This window comes from Paenibacillus tundrae, assembly GCF_036884255.1.
Lineage (GTDB): Bacteria > Bacillota > Bacilli > Paenibacillales > Paenibacillaceae > Paenibacillus.
Genome location: NZ_CP145605.1, coordinates 5,098,335 through 5,117,027 on the forward strand (window position 1 = coordinate 5,098,335; position 18,693 = coordinate 5,117,027).

The following is an 18,693-nucleotide window of genomic DNA, read 5'->3' on the forward strand; positions in this document are numbered from 1 at the left end:
TCTCCTGTAGAACGTACTGAAGGTATTATGCCATGGTTTGTTGTTCTATCATACCAAAAAAACCGTTCATGCGGACGCCGAAGCCTCCGCAAAACGGTTTATTCTTCATACGCTCCCTTAGATATGGATTACAGGTGAATTCCTGCCTGCTCTACAAGTGCGTGCTCTAACACCTGATCCATATGGGCAACCGGGACAAATTCCACATCTTCCTTGATGCTGTCTGGAATGTCTCGTAAGTCCCTCTCATTATCTTTGGGCAATAATATTTTTTTGTAGCCTGCACGGTGAGCTGCGAGTGATTTCTCTTTCAGACCACCAATTGGCAATACACGACCACGGAGTGTAATCTCTCCAGTCATGGCAATGTCTTTCGATACATGTTTGTTCGTGAGTGCAGAGATCAATGCTGTTGCCATTGTGATCCCGGCAGACGGTCCATCCTTCGGAATAGCCCCTTCCGGTACATGGATGTGAATGTCATTTTTCTCATGGAAGTCGGATGCAATCCCCAGTTGAGCCGCTTTGGAGCGAGTATAACTGAAAGCTGCCTGAGCCGATTCCTTCATGACATCTCCCAATTTACCTGTCAGCGTTAGTTTGCCTGATCCAGGCACAACGGTTACTTCAATAACAAGGGTATCTCCGCCTACCTCAGTCCAAGCGAGTCCAGTCACTGTACCGATCTGATCTTCCAGTTCAGCCATTCCATAGCGGAACTTGCCTGGACCAAGATAATCCTTCACTTCATCTGCTGAAATATTAATCTGACCTTCTACTCCAGATACGATATTCTTAGCTGCCTTACGGCATAAGGATGCCATCTGTTGCTCCAGATTCCGTACACCGGACTCACGTGTATATTCACGAATGACACGAAGTAAGCTGTCGTCTCCAACATTCAACTGATCCTCTTGCAGACCGTGATCTTGCTTCTGCTTCGGCAACAGATAGTTTTTGGCAATCTGCAGCTTCTCCAGCTCCGTGTATCCAGGAATATTTAGCATCTCCATCCGATCTAGAAGCGGACGAGGGATACTGTGTACAGTATTAGCCGTTGTAATAAACATGACGTTAGATAAGTCAAACGGCAATTCTACAAAATGATCACTAAACGTATTGTTCTGTTCTGGGTCAAGCACCTCTAGCAACGCTGCGGAAGGATCTCCACGGAAGTCAGAGGCCATTTTGTCAATCTCGTCCAGCAGGAACACAGGATTAAGCGACCCTGCTGTCTTCATCCCTTGAATAATACGTCCTGGCATCGCCCCAACATACGTCCGGCGATGTCCACGAATCTCAGCTTCATCCCGTACACCACCAAGTGAGATTCGAACGAACTCTCGTCCCAGCGATCTGGCAATCGAGCGAGCAAGGGATGTTTTACCTACCCCTGGCGGCCCAACAAGGCATAGAATCGGCCCTTTGAGCTTTTTCACAAGCTTTTGCACAGCCAAGTATTCAAGCACGCGTTCTTTAGGCTTTTCCAAACCATAGTGATCGGCATTCAGGACATCCTCGGCCTTTTGAATATCGAGGTCATCCTCCGTCATTTGGCTCCATGGTAGAGCCAGCAGCCAATCCACATAGTTACGGATCACTCCACCCTCAGCAGAGCTTGCAGGCATTTTCTCTAAGCGATCAATTTCTTTTTCTACCTTTTCCTTCACTTTCTCAGGCAGATCAAGAGCCTCCATCTGATTGCGAAGTTCTTCAACTTCACCCGCACGGCCTTCTTTTTCACCTAGTTCTTTCTGAATCGCCTTCATTTGCTCACGCAGATAATATTCCTTCTGGGTTTTCTCCATCTGCTTTTTCACACGTTGACTGATTTTGCGTTCAAGCTCCAGCACTTCACGTTCATTATTAAGAATATCGAGAAGTTTCTCCAAGCGCTCACGCACGTCCACCGTCTCTAGAATCTCCTGCTTATCCTTAATCTTCAGAGACAAATGACTCGTAATGACATCCGCCAACCGACCAGGCTCTTCAATATCAGACACGGCTGCCAGTGTCTCGGGTGTCACTTTTTTGGACAGATTAATATAATTTTCAAACTGGTTGAGAACAGTCCGCATCAGAGCATCCGTCTCTGGATGGTTATTCTCCTCCTCAGGCAGCTCCTGCGCCAGCACCTCGTAATATTCCTCGTTGTCCATATATTCAATGATTTCAGCCCGTTCCAAGCCTTCTACGAGTACACGAATCGTACCGTTAGGAAGCTTCAGCATCTGTCTGACCTTGGCCACGGTTCCGATTCTGAAAATATCTTCTTGTGTTGGTTCCTCAATATTTACTTCGGCTTGAGAACATAGGAGAATCAAATGTTCCTCTACCATCGCTTTTTCTAAAGCCTTGACCGATTTCTCCCGGCCCACATCGAGATGCAGTACCATACTCGGGTAGACGAGAAGTCCTCTTAAAGGCAGTAAAGGAAAACGACGACCTTTCGCTTTGCTCGGTCCCATCGCTTTCGCACCTCCAATGGCTCTCAGGTTGTAGTCATTCATTATTCTATCAAATGTTCACATAAAAAACCAATGAAGGGAAGCGCTTAGCAGCTTCCCGAATCCGTAACTCGCCCGGGACGAGGCACATCCGCACGCAAAAATGTTGCTGAGGCTGGTGGAAAAATCTCGGTTGCCGGAACTGGAGATTCTTCAACAAGCTGTGCCTGCTCCGCTGATTGTATATCTGGAACCCACGCGAAAACTTCACGAAATACATCTTCAACCGTATCTACTGCAACGACCCGTAAGCCCTCCAAATTTTCAAAAATGGATTGCCAGTTCTCCGCGGGAATGATCACGGTCTTCGCTCCTGCCTGAAAGGCCGCCTCCACTTTAGCCAATACACCGCCAATAGGCTTCACGCGTCCATGAATACTAACTTCACCCGTCATCGCCGTCTCATGATCAACAGGACGTCCCTGAATCGCTGAGGTAATCGCAGTTGCCATCGCGATCCCTGCAGACGGACCATCAATCGGCGTGCCTCCCGGAAAGTTGATATGCAAGTCATAATCCGTTGGACGAAGACCCATCGCTTTCAGGACAGTTATGACGTTCTCAACAGAACCTCTGGCCATACTTTTTCGCCGGAGCGTGCGTGAACCGCCTCCAATCTCTTCCTCATCCACAACGCCTGTAATATTAATTACACCTTGGTCCTTATGCACAGGTACAGCAGATACTTCAATTTCGAGGAGTGTGCCCATATTCGGCCCATACACAGCCAGCCCATTCACAAATCCAACCTGTGGTCGCGATGGCACCTTACGATCTGGACGTGGTTGAATCTGACTACTGCCTGCCACCCACTCCACATCAGAAGCTTGAAGCGTTTCACGCTTTTCAGTTAATGCCAGTCCCGCTGCTAACTGTATGATATTAACCGCCTCACGACCATTCGTTGCATACCGCTTAACTACCTCCACGGCTTCCGGACAAGGGCTAAAGCCAATTTTCTGTACCGCGTCCTTGGCAATTTCTCCAATCTCCTCTGGCAATAACGAGCGGAAATACACTTCCATACAACGCGAACGCAAAGCTGGCGGTAGCTCATGAGGTGAACGGGTTGTCGCTCCAACCAGACGAAAATCGGCCGGTAAGCCATTTTGAAAAATATCGTGGATATAAGCAGGAGTATGCGTGTCTTCTGAGTTATAGTACGCACTCTCCAAAAAGACCTTGCGGTCTTCAAGCACTTTCAACAGTTTATTCATTTGAATAGAATGCAATTCACCAATCTCATCAATAAAAAGCATTCCTCCATGCGCCTTTGTTACAGCTCCAGGCTTAGGTTGAGGAATACCGGCTACTCCCATTGCACCTGCACCCTGATAGATCGGATCATGCACCGAGCCAATCAACGGGTCAGCAATACCTCGTTCATCAAAACGCGCTGTTGTCGCATCCAGCTCCGTGAATTTTGCGTCTGGTTTAAACGGAGAAGTTGGATTTTTCTTAGCTTCTTCCAAAACCACCCTCGCGGCTGCTGTTTTCCCAACTCCGGGAGGGCCGTAAATAATAACATGCTGCGGATTAGCACTACATAATGCCGCTTTTAGTGCGCGCAGCCCATCTTTTTGTCCGACAATATCGTTAATCGTGGTTGGACGAGTCTTCTCCGCAAGTGGCTTAGTTAGCGAGATGGAGCGCAGCTTGCGCAATTTCTCCAGCTCTTTGCGTGACTCACGCTCAACCGCACTACGGTTCGTTTTCTGACCCCTTAGCAGGTTCCAGAAATATAGGCCTATCACCACACCAAAAAATAACTGAATCAACATGAAGACCATTCCAAAATCACCCATGTCTCAACATCCTCCTATTCTGTCTCCTATTCATATGTGATCATGCTAATACTTGGTAGTATGACCTTTTCGCGGAGACGTAAACGGGGAATTCAGAATTTCTGTCATGAAATACACAAAAAGCCCGTCATGGCTGACGGGCTTTCTCCGTAATATATTAAGGTGAGTTCACAGACCGAGAAACGATTCTGGTAACAACCTTTGTATAAAATAATTAGTGCGAGCGACCAGGAATGACACCTGTAGCTTCATAGGATTCCACAATTTTATCGATTTCTTTTTTCAATTCTTCAACCATCGTTTCTTCCGGCACTTTACGAATCATCTTACCATGTCGGAACAATAGACCTTCGCCTCTAGCACCTGCGATGCCGATATCGGCTTCCTTCGCTTCACCTGGGCCGTTAACCGCACAGCCGAGCACGGATACCTTGATTGGCACCTTGAGCTTGGAAATGTACTCTTCGACTTCGTTAGCGATGGAGAACAGATCAATATCCAAACGACCGCATGTTGGGCAGGAAATCAATGTCGCTGCATTCGAAATCAGCCCAAAGGTTTTGAGCAAATCACGTGCTACTTTAATTTCTTCTACCGGGTCTGCACTCAGTGAAATTCTCATTGTCGAACCAATTCCCATGGATAACAGAGCGCCCATACCTGCGGAACTTTTGATCGTACCCGAGAACAATGTACCTGCCTCAGTAATTCCCAGATGCAACGGATATTTAATAATCTGAGCAGCTTTAGAGTATGCTTCAATTGCCATTGGTACATCCGATGCTTTGAGGGAAACAATAATATCATGGAAATCCAGCTCTTCCAAAATACCAATGTGATACAATGCACTTTCTACCATAGCATCAGCCGTAGGATACCCATACTTATCTAGCAAATGGTTCTCTAATGATCCCGCATTTACCCCAATTCGAATAGGGATTCCACGTGCTTTACAAGCTTTTACAACCTCTTCGACTTTCGCACGTTTACCGATATTCCCCGGATTAATCCGTACTTTATCAATACCGTTCTCAATCGCCAGAAGAGCGAGCTTATAGTTAAAATGAATATCTGCTACTAGCGGAATGTTAATGCGTTTCTTGATCTCTTTGATCGCCGCTGCAGCTTCTTCATTATTTACTGTTACACGAACCACCTGACAGCCTGCTTCCTCAAGTCGAAGAATCTCTGCCACGGTTGCCTCAACGTCTGCCGTTTTCGTTGTACACATACTCTGGATTATGACATCATTATTGCCACCAATCGTTAAGTTCCCCACTTTTACGGGACGTGTATCTTGTCTTAAATACATGAGTGATTTCTCTCCCCACAACGTCAAATCTCCACCCTGACAGAGACATCAAATTCGTCTTCTGCCAAAGTGGAGGACTGACAAGTCTATATTTCAGAGCTTACTGGAATACGTCACCTGAATTAGGCGCTTTCTTCCTGCTTATCGTCCTTAGATTGGCCGAGTTCAGGCACAACTCTTTTCTCAACGACTTCTTCCGTGATTACACAGTTGGTAACATCCTCACGTGAAGGCACTTCATACATGATTTCTAGCATGATGCCCTCAATGATTGCACGCAATCCACGCGCGCCTGTGTTACGTTTAATAGCTTCTTTTGCAATGGCGAGCAATGCCCCTGGTTCAAACACCAAGTTAACATTGTCCAGCTCAAGCAATTTTTGATATTGCTTCGTAAGTGCATTTTTTGGTTCGGAAAGAATCCGTACCAACGTATCTTCATCCAGCGGCTCCAACGTGGAGATTACTGGCAGACGACCTACGAACTCTGGAATCAGACCGAATTTCAGCAAATCTTCTGGCAATACCATGCCGAGATATTCGCCTGGTTTCAGATCCTTTTGCTCAGCGACTGTATTGAAACCAATGACTTTTTTACCAATACGGCGTTTGATCATTTGTTCCAATCCATCAAATGCACCACCGCAGATGAACAGAATATTCGTTGTATCAATCTGGATGAATTCTTGATGTGGATGCTTACGCCCACCTTGTGGTGGTACTGAAGCAACCGTTCCTTCCAAAATTTTCAGCAACGCTTGCTGAACACCTTCACCCGAAACATCACGTGTGATAGAAGGATTCTCGGATTTACGAGCAACTTTATCAATCTCATCGATATAAATAATGCCGCGCTCTGCTTTTTCAACATCATAGTCAGCAGCTTGGATCAGCTTGAGAAGGATATTCTCAACGTCTTCACCAACATAACCTGCTTCCGTCAAGGACGTTGCGTCTGCAATCGCAAATGGAACATTGAGAATTTTGGCCATCGTTTGCGCAAGTAATGTTTTACCGGAACCCGTAGGGCCTAACAGCAAAATGTTACTCTTCGACAACTCAACATCTTCAATTTTGCTTTGGGTGTTGATCCGTTTGTAGTGATTATACACCGCAACAGACAACGACTTCTTCGCTTGTTCCTGTCCAATAACATATTGATCCAGAATTCCACGAATTTCTTTCGGTTTCGGAATATCTTTCAGGTCGATTTCTTCATCATGACCCAATTCTTCCTCAACGATCTCGGTGCACAATTCGATACATTCATCACAAATGTAGACGCCTGGTCCAGCGACCAGTTTACGCACCTGTTCCTGAGATTTACCGCAAAAAGAGCATTTCAGTTGCCCTTTCTCATCGTTAAATTTAAACATGAAACCACCCCTTTAGGAATTGATCGGTCTACTGAGCACCTGGTCAATAATGCCGTACGTCTTGGCCTCTTCAGCACTCATGAAAAAGTCACGGTCTGTATCCCGCTCAATTTTCTCAAGGGACTGACCTGTACGATCGACGTATATTTGATTCAGTTTCTGACGTGTTTTAATAATCCATTCTGCGTGTATCTTAATATCCGCAGCCTGTCCTTGAATGCCGCCGAGCGGCTGATGAATCATTACTTCACTGTTCGTCAGCGCATATCTCTTGCCAGGTGCGCCGGCTGTCAGCAATAACGAACCCATACTTGCTGCCATTCCTACGCAGATGGTAGATACATCCGGCTTGATATATTGCATCGTATCGTATATACCCATCCCTGCAGTAACAGAACCACCAGGTGAGTTAATGTACAAGCTGATGTCCTTTTCAGGATCGTCCGCTGCCAAAAACAAAAGCTGAGCTATGACAAGATTGGCTACATCGTCATCAATCGCACTGGTTAGAAAAATAATGCGATCCTTCAGCAAACGGGAATATATATCGTAAGACCGCTCGCCTCGATTGGTTTGTTCTACAACCATTGGCACCAGACTCATGAGACCAACCTCTTTTCTACATGTAATTAGACATAGGCTATTTGTAAAGCAAACCCAAATTCATTCTATCACGTTCCTGTTCCAATGTCATTTCTCACAGGTCGTGTATAGCATAGGTTTGTTTACTTTATAACCTGATCATATTTAACCATGTTTTCTATGTATGTGCAAATCGAAGCAATCCTATGCCGTTTAACCATTTTTTATTTGCATTAAGCACATAGGTAAGTATGCCATAAAAGCATTATGAATATGTTAACTATCCAGTTTATTAATCATTTTTCTATAAAATGGATGTCATAATTTAAAAATAAGGCACGCAATGACTCACGTGCCTTATCGTTTATTCAACTGTTCATGAATAACAGCTTGTCTTATTTTTCGGCAGATTCTGCAGCAGCTTCTTCAGCTGGAGCTTCAACTGGCTCAACCACTGTGCTGTTCTCAACGAGAACATCAATCGTTTTGCGCAGTTTAACTTCATCACGAAGGCTGTCGAGGGAACCATTACCTTCGAGAATACCACGAATCTCTTCAACTGGACGTTTGTAAGATTCAGCCATTTTCTCGAGTTCTTGATTCACTTCTTCGTCAGATACTTCGATGTTTTCCGCTTTACCTACAGCTTCGAGAACCAGGTTGTTGCGAACACGTTTAGAAGCATCTTCTTGCATTTGTGCTCTCAGATCAGCTTGAGTCTGACCGGAGAAGCTCAGGAACATCTCAAGGTTCATACCTTGGTTGCGAAGACGGTTGTCGAAATCGCGCATCATGTTCTGTACTTCGCTATCAACCATTGCAGAAGGGATGTCCACTTCAGCGTTTTCAGCCACTTTTTCTACAACTGCGTTTTCTTGTGCACCTTTGAACTCATCCGCTTTGCGGGATTCCAATTGTGTTTTAAGATCAGCTTTGTATTCTTCAAGTGTATCGAATTCGCTCACATCTTTAGCAAACTCATCATCCAATTCTGGAAGCTGTTTACGTTTGATTTCGTGTACTTTCACTTTGAATACCGCTTGTTTGCCAGCCAGTTCAGCTGCATGGTAGCTCTCTGGGAAAGTTACTTCAACGTCTTTGAAGTCGCCTGTGGACAGACCCACAACTTGCTCTTCAAATCCTGGGATGAATGTGTTGGAACCCAGTTCCAAGGAATAACGCTCTGCTTGTCCACCTTCGAAAGGTACACCATCAACAGAACCGTCGAAGTCGATTACAGCAACATCGCCGTTTTGAGCAGCACCTTCGTCAACTACAGTAAGTTCTGCGTGACGTTGTTGGAGACGCTCAAGCTCTTCTGTTACTTCTTGCTCTGTAACTTCACCTTTAGCTACAGCAACTTCAATACCTTTGTAGTCGCCCAGTGTAACTTCTGGTTTAACTGTTACTTTCGCTTTGAACTTGAATGCTTGTCCTTTAGCGAATTGCTCGATATCTACATCAGGACGATCAACTGGGAAGATATCCGTTTGATCGATAGCTTCTGTGTATGCTTCAGGAAGCAAGATGTCAATCGCTTCTTGATACAAGCTTTCCACACCAAAACGAGCTTCAAAGATTGGACGTGGTACTTTACCTTTACGGAATCCAGGTACATTCGCTTGTTTAACTACTTTATTAAAAGCTTTGTCGAGTGCTTCAGTTACACGATCTGCACCCACTTCAACTTCAAGAACCCCAAGGTTCTTCTCTATCTTTTCCCAAGTTGCTTTCATTGTATACTTTCCCCTCCAAAATTCACATGTTCACGTAGGCGATCACGTACAAAATAACCATTTTAGTATAAACAAGATTACATTCTTTTTCAAGGGGAATCCCTTGATGCCGTTTGAGGAAAACGTTTCCCGCCCTTTTTAGCCGTCCAAACCGGCAGAAACAAACTGTTTCATCGAACGATATGCTTGCTCTAAACGGAACCGCATAGATCCCGTCACGGCATACATAGAACGCGTATCTTCTTCATTATGTGTGCCGCTCAAACTATCCGCAACAGTCATATGTAATGCCGCAGCCCAAATGTCCGTCATGGAATCATTTTCCTCCAGCATGGATGCATAATCACGAGTACCATACACCGCCATGACAAATTGTATCCACAATTCCTGGGCAAAGTAAAATAGCGTCGGTTCATGAACCTCCGTCTGATCCGCTACCCTTTCCAGAATACGGACAATCTGAAGCGGAAACTCTTCTGGTCGCAGAGGTACCGTGTCAATCTCCACTTCGACCTGCTCCTCATTTCTGGTAAATATGACTTCACCATGAGCACCGCGACGCCGCAAAGTCTGCAATACACGGAATTGTAGCAACGGATGAAGTGACTTATCTTTCAACCAGCTTGTTAGTGCGTCGTCAATCTCCGGAAGATCAAGATAGGCGAGTTGTTCCAGTGCTAACATCGTTTGTTCAGAAAGTGGTTCTTCCATAACTGTCCGAAGCAGCTTATCAGCATAACCATCATCCTGCTCCAGCTTGGACTTAGCATGCTGACGTGCCATATCCTCTTCGCTGATTTCCTCTTCTTCCCGCACCTCTCCAATGACTGGAGATTCTTCACCATAATGAGGGAAAGCAGCCTGAAGCCATTCAAGCAAAGCTCGCCATTCATCATAATGCCGTTCTTCCTGTCCCTGACATTGCAACAAAAAACGGAGCAGTGAGATGGCTTCACCATACCGTTCATTTTCCAGCATCACCGTCAATTGAATCTGGTAATAGTCCAACGTTTTGGGAAACAGCACAATATTATTACTGTGCTCGGTTTCCGGGGTCGTGGATTCCTTAATAAGAGCACCTCCTCTATTTTTTGATTTTTCATATGGAAACGATGATAAATAGATGTATCCACATTTTGCATCACTCGATTGTTCTGTTATGGAGTTCACGGAATCAAAATCCAGACGAACTGAATCACCTTGAACTACACCGTGCTCATCGAAAAACGCTTAGCATGTGTTGCAAAAGGCTCGTATATTAAGCAAAAAGCGATCTATTTTCTGAGTTCTCCTGATATTCTAACATAACCTGAATTATAATGAAAAAAACACATTGCACGCCAAATTTCATATACAAAAATAATACGTTAATAAAATGTTTGATATTCATCATTATTTATGATAAAATAATTTTTGCTTGAAAAATTTCATGTCTCAGTAGCTCAGCAGGATAGAGCAACGGCCTTCTAAGCCGTCGGTCGGGGGTTCGAATCCCTCCTGGGACGTACTAAGAAAAACTTCCTTTGGGAAGTTTTTTTTACGTTCTGGGGATGAGAACCCCAACGGTTCGTCGGAGCATATGCTTCGATAGCACTACTTCGCAGTCTCGACTGCAAGGAGAGTATCCCTCCTGGGACGTATTAAGAAAAACTTCCTTTGGGAAGTTTTTTTTACGTTCAGGGGATGAGAACCCCAACGGTTCGTCCGAGCATACGCTTCGGGAGCACTACTTCGCAGTCTCGACTGCAAGGAGAGTACCCCTCCTGGGACGTATTAAGAAAAACTTCCTTTGAAAAGTTTTTTTGCGTTCTGGGGATGAGAACCCCATTGGTTCGTCGGTGCATACGCTTCGGGAGCACTACTTCGCAGTCTCGACTGCAAGGAGAGTATCCCTCCTGGGACGTATTAAGAAAAACTTCCTTTGGGAAGTTTTTTTGCGTTCTGGGGATGGATTTTCTTCCAATTGGATTGTTCTAACTTGACACAAAGTGTTATGCTTGGCGAATGGATATGTAACAATCCATACATATTAATTATCATTCTTGAGAAAAATAGGAGATCTAATTATGTCAGCTTCAACACAACAACACTCGTCAACACCTGACGAAACTAAACATTCCACCGCATCCAAAAGATACGGCTTATTGCTAGTAGGCATTATCGTTATAGCCGCAACGATGCGTTCCCCTATCACAGCAACAGGCCCCGTTGTAGAAATGATCCGGGCAGATACGGGGATCGGACATACGTTGGCAGGCCTTCTAACCTCCCTTCCCTTGCTGGCTTTTGCAGCAGTATCTCCATTCGCACCCCGCCTAGCTAAACGATTAGGAATAGAATCTGCACTGCTGATCGCTGTGCTCATTGTAACGATGGGTGTGCTTTTACGTCTGTTACCCTCGGTTGTTTCTTTATACATTGGAACTGGTATTTTGGGGTGTGGCATCGCGTTAAGCAACGTATTGTTACCGAGTTTAATCAAACGTGACTTTCCACTCCGGGTAGGGATCGTGACCGGGTTGTACTCTGTGTCCATGAATATATTTGGCGCGATCTCTTCTGGTATCAGCGTACCGATCGCCGGAGCAACTTCTATGGGCTGGCGTGCTTCGTTAGGCATATGGGCAGTGTTATCCTTACTAGCACTCCTTCTGTGGCTACCACAAGCTGCCGCGGGACGCCAACGCCAGCTCTACGTTGCTTCTTCGAGCGAAGGCACACCTGTGCGTCTCCGATCTTCTGCCCTAGCTTGGCATATTACCTTGTTTATGGGGCTACAATCTTTAATATTTTATACAACAATTACTTGGCTTCCAGAGATTCTCACCGAGCAAGGTTTCAGTGCTACATCAGCAGGCTGGATGCTTTCGCTTATGCAGATGGTTAGCGTACCAGTAACCTTTATCGTTCCAATCCTTGCCGGCAGAACTCAAGATCAACGTATACTGACAACAGTAACGTGCTCATCGTTAATTGTTGGTTACGCCTTATTGTTAAGCGGAGTCTCTTCCCTAGTGGCTATAGGTGTCACATTGGCAGGAATAGGCGCTGGTGCTTCGTTTGGATTGGTGACCATGTTCTTCGTCCTTCGAACAAAGGATGCAAGACAAGCCGCCAATCTGTCCGGTATGGCTCAATCATTCGGATATATGCTGGCAGCAGTTGGCCCATTACTGCTAGGCATGCTTCATGACTGGACGAAAGGGTGGACTTTCCCATTATTAGTTCAAGTAGTCCTTGCCGTTGGTCTGTTAATCGCAGGCATTCAAGCTAGCAAGAATCGAATGATTGGTTAGTTTCCCATTACACGAATCATAGCTAGACTCAATGACCCACTAAACCACAAGCACGCTTTGTCTTCTCTCTGCAGTAAAATGATGCAGTAGAATGATAAATAAAACGGCCTCCATCCTCGAATAAGGGATGGGGGCCGTTATAGTACATACAAGTTCCTTCATTAATACATTCTCAAGTTATCAACTTCAATACATTCTCAAGTTATCAACTTTACTTCACTTTAACCGTAATTGTATCTGTGCTGGTCACTCCAGCTGCGTTGATCAGCTCTGCTCGATACGTATATGTGCCTGATGCCTTACCAGACAGTACACTTACAGCGCTTTGAGCCTGAGGCGTTGCCGCTTGGAGCTCTTGCGTATCAATCAACTCATCATTTTCATAAAGGCGGTATTCAGTGGCATTGGTTCCCCACCATAAGTTCATCGTTACTTTATAGTTGCCGTCTCCGTCCCAGTTATCTTGGGAAAGAACTGCTTTTCCTGGCGATGCATTTGCAACCCGTACAGTCAGCGTCTGGCTCCGCGTTGTTCCCTTGTCATTGGTTAGCTCAGCTACATACGTATATGTGCCATTAGATTTACCCGTAATTTTCGTCTGAGCGAACTGTGCCGAAGGAGCATTGTACGTCAATTTTTGCGTGTCAATTAAAACTCCATCTTCATATAACTTGTAGCTCGTTGCGTTCTCGCCCCACCACAAGTTCATGCTAACCGTGTACGTACCTTCCAAAAGACCGTTGCCACCACCGTTATTGTGAGACAATACAGGTGTTCCAGGTGCTCCTTTTGCAGGAGTTTCCGGCTCAGTCACCGTCGATTGAATGGTCAGCGTAGTCGTCGCTGTACCAGAAAGCCCTTGTTGGTCTTTAACCGTCAATTCAACGGTGTATTCACCTGCAGCGCTATCCTCCAACGTAAGATTGAAGCTACCATCAGCCTGTATTTCAAATCCATCCTCTACAACAATCGAACCATCTTCCTTTTTCACCACATACGTAGCTTCCAAGGAAGCCGCTGGATCAAAATTAATGTCCCAGCCATTCGCAAGTGCAGGTGCAACTCGGAAATACAAGTCTTCTACGCTACCGTTAATAACAACAGATTCATCTTGCTTAAATTCCAATGCTTCTGGTGCCGTTACAATTGGAGCTGTTTTCTTTACCAAAAATGGAGGTGTATCTTCTTTATAAGTCTTACCATCAGCACCGAGTGCAGTGATATCAACCGTATACAGACCATCCGGAATCTCAGTCACTTCGTCGGTAATATAATCTGAATAATTACCACTCCATGCTAGATTATATCTAGCATTGGCATTGAAGTTGAAATAGTTACCAAAGATAGATCCAATGTATCCATCCTCATAATATCCACCCTCTGGATCCAGACCATCATAGATTTCAATCAGCGCAAACGTCATTGGATTGTAAAATTCCATGGCTACATTAAGTGTGTCTAATGTTCCATCAGCCTTCAGTGGATAATGGAATGGATTTTTCACATCACCGGTTACTGTTTCAATGTATTTAACCCCACTCAACGTAACGTTGAAATGAGCTACATAAGGCACTGTAAAGGTATTCGTTCCATTCGATAGTTCAATGTATCCTTGCGCCTCAGTTACAGCAGTAACCCCTTGAGGAACTGTAATTGTAACTGCCAGCTCTTCCTCACCATTCAGCGTGAATGAAGTCTTGTCTACAGCTACCGATACACCCGGAACCGTACGAGTTGGATTAACATTTACTGTGTAATCACCGCCACTACCGTTCAGTGCTTCAACTTTAATCGTTTTGGTAACTGTCTTTTCATCTGTTCTCAAAAAGTTACCGTAATTAATGCTACCGGTGATATTTTCTTTTTCGACAAGCGAGCCACTCTCTGTATACTGTGTTACATCCAGCACTTTAACCAGTGCAACGGGATCAATCGTATTTACAGCCTGAATACGACCTGCACCTTGATCAAACACATCAAATTGATTGGTATCGAGCACTTTACCATTGTTCATAAGTGCTACTTTGATATCAAATGGTGTCCAATCTGGATGTTTCTCAATCAGCAATGCAATAAGACCTGCTACGTGCGGTGTAGCCATACTTGTACCTGTTTTACGATCATAAGCTTGAGTGTAGTCTGCATCAGGCTCGTCTTTGCCGTAAGCAGGAATTGTGGACAGAATACTTGTACCCGGAGCAACGATATCTGGCTTGATATCCAGAGTTACTTTCGCTGGACCACGGGAACTGGATGAATTCATTTCATCGCCTGGTGTTTGATCACGTTCGAAATCACTAAAGCTTACTTCAACGGGTTGTCCCCCATCTAGGGCTGCCTTAATAACTTCTCCATCTTCCTTCGTCATACTCAGCGTCGGAATAAGCTCAAAATTATCACCCAGACTTACGCCGATTGGACCGGGAATATTGTTATATACAATAACAGCTACGGCTCCTGCCGCTTTAGCATTAGCGATCTTCTCAACAAATGCCAGCTCACCACGTTGGATCAATGCCACTTTTCCTGTAAAATCCTTACCTTCAAACTCAGCCGGTTTACCAAGTCCTGCGAATTCCAGCTTGTATTCATCAGTCAATACTGATTCAGGATCCGCTGACAGACTCCAGCCCATCAGATCTAAACGATAAACGGATTCTGTAACAGCCAGTGGAGCGATTTCCGTGTCAGTCGGAGCAATAACGGACTCCTCTTCTACTGGAGCAGCAGCTTCAGTAGAAGCTTCTTCTGTTGTAGAAGGCGAAACTGGTTGATCCTTATTTTCTGTAACAACGTCTTCTTCGTTCAAAGCCTCAACATCAGCAGTTGCTTCTGCTTCACTTCCATCTGGCTCTGAATTAGTAGAAACCGTTTCGTCAGAAGTTATTGACTCCTCACTTGCTCCACCTTGTTCAGGAGCAGTCACGACCACTTCTTCCTCAGGAGTAGTTGTCTGAGTGTCTTGTTCTTGTACGACAGGTACTTCTGTTCCAGGCGCTGTTCCTAGTTCTGGAGACTGCTCTAACTCAGGTTGTTGTTCTGGTAACGTTTCTTCGCCAATTGCGAAATGAGTATTAGCTGTAATTAGCTGGCTAGGTCCAGTAGAGTTACCAACCGTAATAGCTATAGCTGATGCACCCGGGGAACCGAGTGTATATCGGTTAGGTCCACTGTTACCACTTGCTACTACCGCTGTAACACCAGACAGCATCGCATTGTTAAGAGCTACTGATGTAACATAACTTGGATCATTTGCTGAATTCCCCAAAGAGAGATTAATAACGTCCATGCCATCTTCAACTGAGCGATCTATACCCCCAAGTACCCATGAGGTTTGACCACTGCCGTAAGGTCCGAGAACACGATAAGCATACACATCAGCTTCAGGAGCAACGCCAACAATACCGTAATCTCCTGCTTCACGAGCTGCAATTGTACCCGCTACGTGCGTACCATGAGAGGTATAATAAGCACTTCCATTAGCATTGAACTCAGGTTGACCCGAAACTTTCCATTCTTGATACGTCGCTTCATAAGGATCATTATCATTGTCTACAAAATCCCATCCGCCCTTGTAAGCTTCTTGCAGGTTCGGGTGCTCGTAATCAATACCTGTATCAATCACGCCAACTTTGATGCCATTTCCCTTGTAACCGAGATCCCATACTTCAGGGGCACCGATAAAAGGAGCTGTGTCTTTCATATACGGATTGACTTCATCCGTTTCCGGGCTCAGTGTAACTTCCAGATCCGGATAAATACTGACTACACCAGGTATGCGAAGCAATTGTCCCAATTGGTTTCCCTTTACTTCAATGGCTACACCATTCAGGGCATATGCGTAATTTTCCAATACTTCATGTTTGATTTTTTTCTGAGTGAGGCTATGTACAAATGACTGTTGTTGCTGCTCGACTTGAGTCACAGCCTTTGTTTCCATAGAGGAGGTAAAAGATTTTCCTTCGAGGGTTGATTCACCTTGCGCTACAGCGACGGGTTTATCAGAAAGCTCCACGATGACTCGTGTATTCTCTCCGCCCAGACCTTCCAAGCTTTCATCCAAGAATGGATCCGCTGCAAGCCTAGCCTCTCGGTCTGTAAGAATATCTCTCCACTGTTTCGCTTCGGCCTTGCTTGGCATATTCTCAAGCAGAACAACTGAATCTGCCGGAGCGGCTCCAGCCGCTGGTAGAATAATAGAAAAAATCATAAGAACACTTAATAACATGGATATCAATCGTTTACTCAAGGCTATGCCCCTCCTTTATAATGTGAATACCTCACCAAATGATGGGTTCCTGCGCTAGCAAGCACTGCAATACCTGCGACAATTTCACCTTCCAATCTGCAAGAGGATTGACCCTTGGTAAATTATTCTACCAAAATACCACATTTTCCTTCTAAATAATAACAAAAATGATATAGAAATTACTTATATGGTTCTTATGCACCTAAAAAATATGATAATTGCATTTTTTGTCGATTTTATTCTATGCCTGTGGAACCAACAAACAAAAAGGATCAAAAACCTCTAACAGAAGAGGCATTTGATCCCTAGTCATCGTTAACTACCCTACATATATTGGTTTACTGCAAAAATTCCATTTCTTCATTTTAATTCATATAACAACTTAATTATCTTTTTTTAACTAATAGGTTTCACTGCTTCCACGCGTAAACGTTTATAATCAGCATAAATCGCATCTTCTTTCCAGAGCTGCGGCACAACGCGCTTGCTTGTTTCGAGACATATCTCCTGGATCTGTTCTGTATTCAGCCCTTGAAAATAATCTCCACCAAATTGGGACAACCAACCCTCGATTCCCTGTTCTCCATCTGATAGCTTAGTAGGTCGGTCATAATGATAGGCCTGTCGCACCATAAATCCCTGCTTCTCCAAAAGCGAGCTATATTCTCCGATCGTTGGAAAATACCACGGATTTCTAGCCGATGCATCCATACCTTTGCTACGCTCTATCACTTCTTCCAGTGCATGAACAATGATTGCAACGTTACCTTTCCCGCCAAACTCAGCCACGAAACGACCTCCCGGCTTCAATGCATTCCATATGCTTCTGACCACAAGCTGCGGATCACGCATCCAATGTAGAGCGGCATTAGAGAAGACGGCATCAAATAGCCTGTTTGTCTCAAAATGATGAGCGTCTCCTTCCCTAAATTCAAGATGGGGATATTTATCACGCGCACGCCGAATCATATCTGAGGATGCATCAATACCAACAATCTCAACCTCGTACAAAGATATCTCATGTGTTAGATCTCCTGTTCCACAGCCCAAGTCTAATATATATTCCCCCTTCTTAGGCTGTAGCCACGAAATAAGATTTTTGCCGTACCCCGAAACAAAAGCCAGCTTATTGTCGTATTCATCTGCCTTCCATTGATTCAATGACTGCATCTGTACCACCTACGCTTTCATCGTTGATACATGTATTGTGGCACAAAACATCTTATTAATAAAATATATAAATATTATATAACTGATAGTTTTAAACTATAACCAATTCCTAACGAAGCCTATGCTCCGACGAACCATTGGGGCTCTCATCCCCTGAACGCAAAAAAAACTTCCCGAAGGAAGTCTTTTTTCTTACGTCCCAGGAGGGATACTCTCCTTTTAGTCGAGGCTGCGAAGTAATCCTAACGAAGCCCATGCTCTGACGAACCATCGGGGTTCTCATCCCTTGAACGCAAAAAAACTTCCCGAAGGAAGTCTTTTTTCTTACGTCCCAGGAGGGATTCGAACCCCCGACCGACGGCTTAGAAGGCCGTTGCTCTATCCTGCTGAGCTACTGAGACAAATATGTATTAAAAAATACCGCGTGATCTCTATTATACTCTCATTTCAATATTTTTCAATACTTTTATGAAATAAATAATAATTTTCAACATCAATGCTTCAAACACCTCGTTCAACTCACTCCCCACCTATCTCTACAACAAATAACACATATGCAATTCCTTCAGCGAATACGATGGCAAAAAGCGGGCACGCTGGATATCAGGCCCCTACATCTTATGAAAAAAAGCTTTAGATCGATTTATGACTGAACCTGAT

General features: G+C 44.6%; 10 protein-coding genes and 2 tRNA genes. 2 read left to right on the forward strand and 10 right to left on the reverse strand.

Going from position 1 to position 18,693, the window contains the following annotated elements:
- Positions 1–128: 128 nt before the first annotated feature.
- From lon to V6W81_RS22960, 7 genes are all read right to left on the reverse strand, one after another.
- Positions 129–2,468, reverse strand: coding sequence for an endopeptidase La (lon, locus tag V6W81_RS22930; protein ID WP_145049893.1), 2,340 nt, complete (start codon positions 2,466–2,468; stop codon positions 129–131).
- Positions 2,469–2,554: 86 nt separating this feature from the next.
- Positions 2,555–4,312, reverse strand: coding sequence for an ATP-dependent protease LonB (gene lonB / locus V6W81_RS22935; RefSeq protein ID WP_338540480.1), 1,758 nt, complete (start codon positions 4,310–4,312; stop codon positions 2,555–2,557).
- Positions 4,313–4,526: 214 nt separating this feature from the next.
- Positions 4,527–5,624 (reverse strand): flavodoxin-dependent (E)-4-hydroxy-3-methylbut-2-enyl-diphosphate synthase, encoded by a 1,098-nt coding sequence (ispG, locus tag V6W81_RS22940; protein ID WP_056698037.1) that lies wholly within the window; start codon positions 5,622–5,624, stop codon positions 4,527–4,529.
- Between the two features lie 122 nt (positions 5,625–5,746).
- The gene (gene clpX, locus V6W81_RS22945) at positions 5,747–7,000 is read right to left on the reverse strand and encodes an ATP-dependent protease ATP-binding subunit ClpX (RefSeq protein ID WP_145049891.1); all 1,254 of its coding nucleotides are present in this window, start codon (positions 6,998–7,000) and stop codon (positions 5,747–5,749) included.
- A gap of 12 nt (positions 7,001–7,012) precedes the next feature.
- Positions 7,013–7,603 carry an ATP-dependent Clp endopeptidase proteolytic subunit ClpP gene (gene clpP, locus V6W81_RS22950; RefSeq protein WP_056698043.1) on the reverse strand — a complete coding sequence of 197 codons (591 nt, stop codon included), beginning with the start codon at positions 7,601–7,603 and terminating at the stop codon, positions 7,013–7,015.
- Positions 7,604–7,977: 374 nt separating this feature from the next.
- Entirely contained in the window at positions 7,978–9,318 is a 1,341-nt protein-coding gene (gene tig / locus V6W81_RS22955) for a trigger factor (RefSeq protein ID WP_145049889.1), read from the reverse strand.
- 138 nt (positions 9,319–9,456) lie between these two features.
- Positions 9,457–10,389: a hypothetical protein gene (locus V6W81_RS22960; RefSeq protein WP_145049980.1), complete on the reverse strand. Its 933-nt coding sequence runs from the start codon at positions 10,387–10,389 to the stop codon at positions 9,457–9,459.
- 360 nt (positions 10,390–10,749) lie between these two features.
- On the opposite strand from V6W81_RS22960, the gene V6W81_RS22965 reads away from it, so the two are divergent.
- Positions 10,750–10,823: transfer RNA gene (locus V6W81_RS22965), tRNA-Arg, on the forward strand.
- 561 nt (positions 10,824–11,384) lie between these two features.
- On the forward strand, positions 11,385–12,614 hold the full coding sequence (locus tag V6W81_RS22970) for a CynX/NimT family MFS transporter (RefSeq protein ID WP_338540481.1): 1,230 nt from the start codon (positions 11,385–11,387) through the stop codon (positions 12,612–12,614).
- 211 nt (positions 12,615–12,825) lie between these two features.
- Here the strand turns inward: V6W81_RS22970 and V6W81_RS22975 are convergent, their stop codons facing one another.
- The 3 genes from V6W81_RS22975 to V6W81_RS22985 form a co-directional block, all read right to left on the reverse strand.
- The gene (locus V6W81_RS22975) at positions 12,826–16,863 is read right to left on the reverse strand and encodes a S8 family serine peptidase (RefSeq protein ID WP_338540482.1); all 4,038 of its coding nucleotides are present in this window, start codon (positions 16,861–16,863) and stop codon (positions 12,826–12,828) included.
- A gap of 396 nt (positions 16,864–17,259) precedes the next feature.
- Positions 17,260–18,033, reverse strand: coding sequence for a class I SAM-dependent methyltransferase (locus V6W81_RS22980; RefSeq protein WP_145049883.1), 774 nt, complete (start codon positions 18,031–18,033; stop codon positions 17,260–17,262).
- Between the two features lie 327 nt (positions 18,034–18,360).
- Positions 18,361–18,434, reverse strand: a tRNA-Arg gene (locus tag V6W81_RS22985).
- Positions 18,435–18,693 lie beyond the last annotated feature (259 nt).